Annotated in this window: 3 protein-coding genes; 1 reads left to right on the top strand and 2 read right to left on the bottom strand. The window is 42.8% G+C overall.

What is annotated here, in order from left to right:
- Positions 1-387 precede the first annotated feature (387 nt).
- Entirely contained in the window at positions 388-1,935 is a 1,548-nt protein-coding gene (locus OQ5_RS0101185; RefSeq protein ID WP_016775738.1) for an oxaloacetate decarboxylase subunit alpha, read from the bottom strand.
- Positions 1,936-1,956: 21 nt separating this feature from the next.
- Positions 1,957-2,340 (bottom strand): biotin/lipoyl-containing protein, encoded by a 384-nt coding sequence (locus OQ5_RS0101180; protein WP_016775737.1) that lies wholly within the window; start codon positions 2,338-2,340, stop codon positions 1,957-1,959.
- Between the two features lie 355 nt (positions 2,341-2,695).
- Here OQ5_RS0101180 and OQ5_RS0101175 point away from each other — a divergent pair, with 355 nt between their 5' ends.
- Positions 2,696-3,943 (top strand): CinA family nicotinamide mononucleotide deamidase-related protein, encoded by a 1,248-nt coding sequence (locus tag OQ5_RS0101175; RefSeq protein ID WP_016775736.1) that lies wholly within the window; start codon positions 2,696-2,698, stop codon positions 3,941-3,943.
- The last annotated feature ends 266 nt before the right edge of the window (positions 3,944-4,209 follow it).

The raw sequence follows: 4,209 nt of genomic DNA, 5'->3' as shown, positions 1-4,209 counted from the left end.
GGTTAGGTCAGTAGGTTAACAGGCGAGTAGAAATATAGACGCGGAGCGGCAACAGGATGGTAGCACCGATGTCGTTGAATTCATTAAACAAGCTGCGGAGCTGCGACAGAGCTCTTTATCTGAAGGAGGTTATTAAAACGAAGCCTGAAAGGCTCCTGTATTTATAGCCTGTATACACAAATTAAACATCAACGCCGAAGGTGTCGCATATTATTAATTAGAGCCTGCCTATAAAGCCGAGAAAGTTTTTTGCTTATCATGTGTCTGTCCAGAACGTGCCGGTTGCAAGGCTTGCGAAGCCGACTAAAAACGCAGTTTACTTTTCGTAAATGAGTATTTTGGCGGCAAGCTTAACACAGCACATGGTACTTTATGGACAGGCACTAATTAGCGTGCCAGTCTTCCCGACAGCACCCAGGGACTGACAACCTGTCTGAACCCGCGAATGGCATACCGGGTACCGGCTTCGGCCTGTGCTGCCACTGCTGCAGAAATTACCGCTGCAATTTCATCATCAGTCTCTTTTTCGGAGATAGTCTTTTTCGATTCGTTGCTTTCTTTTACTTTTTCTTTTTTTTCCGGACCGGGTAGTGTCCCGTTTTTTCTCATTTCAAAAAATTTGCGAGCTACCTGAGGTAACAATGCATAAGTTAGAACATCTTCTTCCTGGATAATGAGTTCTTTTATTTCTTCCCGGATTTTGTCCAATTCCGGCTCAATTAAATCTGCCGGCCGGCAGGTGATTGACTCTTCATCTCCGAGAATTTTCTTTCTGAGTTCTTCCGAAATCGGAGCAGGTGTTTTGCCATATTCTCCTTTCACAACGCCTTTCGATTCTTTTGGTACCATTTTGTAACGTTCGCCTGTCAGTACATTAAATACTGCCTGGGTTCCCACTATCTGACTCGAAGGTGTAACCAGCGGAGGATAGCCAAAATCCTTACGAACCCGCGGAACCTCTTCCAGTACAGCTTCGTACTTATCGAGTGCATTTGATTGTTGTAACTGTGAAACCAGATTTGAAAGCATACCACCCGGAACCTGATAGATCAAGGCATTGGCATCGACACCCATCATTTTTGGATTGAGTAGTCCCGATTCTAACCACTTATCTCTGAGGGGTTTGAAATAGGATGCAATTTCGCTTAATTTAACGAGATCGAGACCTGTATCATATTCTGTTCCCTGAAGCGAGGCCACCAATGGTTCGGTTGCAGGTTGTGAAGTTCCTCCTGCCATCGGCGAAATGGCTGTGTCTACAACATCTACACCAGCCTCTATGGCTTTAAGATAGGTCATCGAAGCTACTCCGCTGGTATAATGGGTATGCAATTGTACAGGAATACTTACATTCTCCTTAATTGCTTTGATGAGTTCGTAGGCATCATAAGGTTTCAGAAGTCCGGCCATGTCTTTGATGCAAATTGAATGTGCTCCCATATCTTCCAGTCGCTTCGCATCGCCGGCAAACATTTGCAGGTTATGAACCGGACTGGTGGTATAGCTGATGCAGCCCTGGGCATGTCCGCCTTCTTTGATACAGGCACGAATGGCCGTTTCCATGTTACGGGGATCGTTGAGTGCATCAAATATCCGAATGATGTCCATTCCGTTGGCAACAGCTTTTTGCACAAAGTATTCCACCACATCGTCTGCATAATGCTTGTAACCTAGAAGATTCTGACCCCGGAGCAACATTTGCAGTGGTGTCTTCTTAGCCTTGTCTTTTATTTTACGCAAGCGTTCCCACGGATCTTCATTAAGAAATCGGATGCAGGCATCGAATGTGGCGCCGCCCCATGCTTCCAGTGAGTGATAACCTATGTCATCAAGTTTTTCGATGATAGGAAGCATCTCTTCGGTTTTCATTCGTGTGGCGATCAATGACTGATGCGCGTCGCGGAGAATGGTTTCTGTAATTCCAACTTTACCCATAAAATTTGTTTTTTAGCCCGATTATTCAATCACAATTAAAACATCACCTACAGCTATGGCATCGCCCTCCGTTACATTAACGGCACTTATTTTTCCATCGGCCGGCGATGTGAGATCATTTTCCATCTTCATTGCTTCAAACACCAGCAATGTCTGGCCCTTTTTAACTTCATCGCCCGGAGCAACCAAAATTTTATAAACGCTACCAGGCATGGGAGCAGTGATTTGGTGTCCTCCTTTAGGAGTAGCTTTAGGCGAAGACGATTTGATTTGATTGGGTGTAACCCCGCTTTTTAGTTTTGGGGCTGATCTCAGGGTTTGAAAGGCTCCCGCTGCATTTGCTTTTACTTCTTCTACCTCTACTTCATACTGCTTTTCGTTCACAGTGATCAAATACTTTTTCATAAAACAGATTTTTAATCAATGATAATAGTCTTTGTTTTGGTGTAAAATTAGACGGCAGTAATTAAAGAAAAAAATCTTTAATAAACATTAACTACTTTAACAATGTATATATGTCAATGTATTTATATTCTTTTAAAACAATATTATAGATAAGAGTTAGAAATGAATTAGAGAAAAAATGCAGTAATTCCCTGAAATAAATCATATAATTTTAACGAATGAGAGCTGCAGTAGGCTGGTTTTTATGGGTGAATTTTTTGCAACTGTTAACTTTAATACAGAAATTTTTCTTTAATTATTTCTGCTACTTTTGTAGCCCTATAAGTCCTTCAAATTTTTGTTACTAAAAATACTAATGGTTGAAATAATAACAATTGGCGATGAGTTACTGATAGGGCAGGTTGTTGACACCAATTCTGCCTGGATGGCACGCGAACTTAACCACGCTGGTTTTGAAGTTAACCGAATTACTTCGGTAAGCGATCGAAAAGAGGAGATACAGGAAGCTCTTGAAAGTGCTGCCCAAAGAGCAAAAATTGTTTTAATGACAGGTGGGTTAGGGCCTACACGCGACGATATAACCAAGCAGACATTGTGTGATTTTTTTAATACCCGGTTGGTCTTTAACGAGGAAGTATACAACGACATCAGGGAGTTTCTGAAAGGGCGAGTCAGGAACATTAATCAGCTCAATCGCGACCAGGCTCTGGTGCCTGAGAAATGTGTGGTGATCCGTAATAAATTGGGAACCGCTCCTGTCATGTGGTTTGAATACAACAATAGTGTTGTGGTTTCCATGCCGGGAGTGCCGGCAGAGATGAAACTGGCCATGACCGGTGAAATTATCCCGAGGCTAAAGGAGAAGTATAAACCGGGAGCGATTATTCATAAAACAGTGTTGATTTATAATATACCGGAAGCGGTTTTAGCCGAAAAACTTAACGGGTGGGAGGATCAATTGCCGGATGAAATTAAACTTGCTTATCTGCCTGCACCGGGGCGGATACGACTTCGGCTTACAGCACGGGGAAATGATCCCGATGTTCTTGCGAAAGGTATTCAGAAAGCTGTGGATGCGCTTTACCCGATTGTTGGAGAAAATATTTATGGTGAAGAAGATCAGCCGGCTTCGGAAATTTTTGCGAATTATTTCAGGTCAACCGGGAAAACGATTTCTCTGGCTGAAAGTTGTTCCGGTGGATATCTGGCCCATTTGGTAACAATGGTACCAGGTTCGTCCAACTATTTTAGAGGCAGCATGGTAACCTATTCGAATGACCTGAAGATAAATATATTGGGTGTAAAGCCGCAGGATATTGAAAATTACGGTGCTGTCAGCCGGCAGATTGTTGAACAGATGGCTATAGGTGCTGTCAGGATTGCTGAATCGGATTATGCCATTGCTACATCGGGCATAGCCGGACCGGGTGGGGGAAGTGAGGAAAAACCGGTTGGAACGGTTTGGATTGCCTGGGCCGGCCCGGGAAACAGGGTGGTAAGTAAAGAATTCCGCTTTGGAAAGGACCGGGAGCGAAATATTGTCCGTACATCCGAAACAGCGCTTATTGAGTTAATGCAATTGATGAAGCGTGGTCTTTTGTAACAGTTTTTCAATTTTCTCTTTGATTAGAAAAGCCGAAATTCCGACTGACCAGTGTCTGTCCATAAAATACCATTTGCTGTGTTACGCTTGCCCAGGGTAATCGGGGCACGGTTCATTCATTAAATTCTTTCTTTGCGATTTTAGCGTTCCTTAAATTTTGCGTTCTTTGCGTAGAAATAAAAAAACAGACAAAACTCATAGCATCTACAAAATAATATTTAGCCTGCTTTATCATAAGTTTTCGTCATGAGATGTTACAAATATAC

The organism is Anaerophaga thermohalophila str. Valhall, from assembly GCF_000250735.1.
GTDB classification, from domain to species: domain Bacteria; phylum Bacteroidota; class Bacteroidia; order Bacteroidales; family Marinilabiliaceae; genus Anaerophaga; species Anaerophaga thermohalophila_A.
The sequence above is the reverse complement of the archived record's forward strand: the minus strand, read 5'-3'. Positions and strand labels throughout refer to the sequence as shown.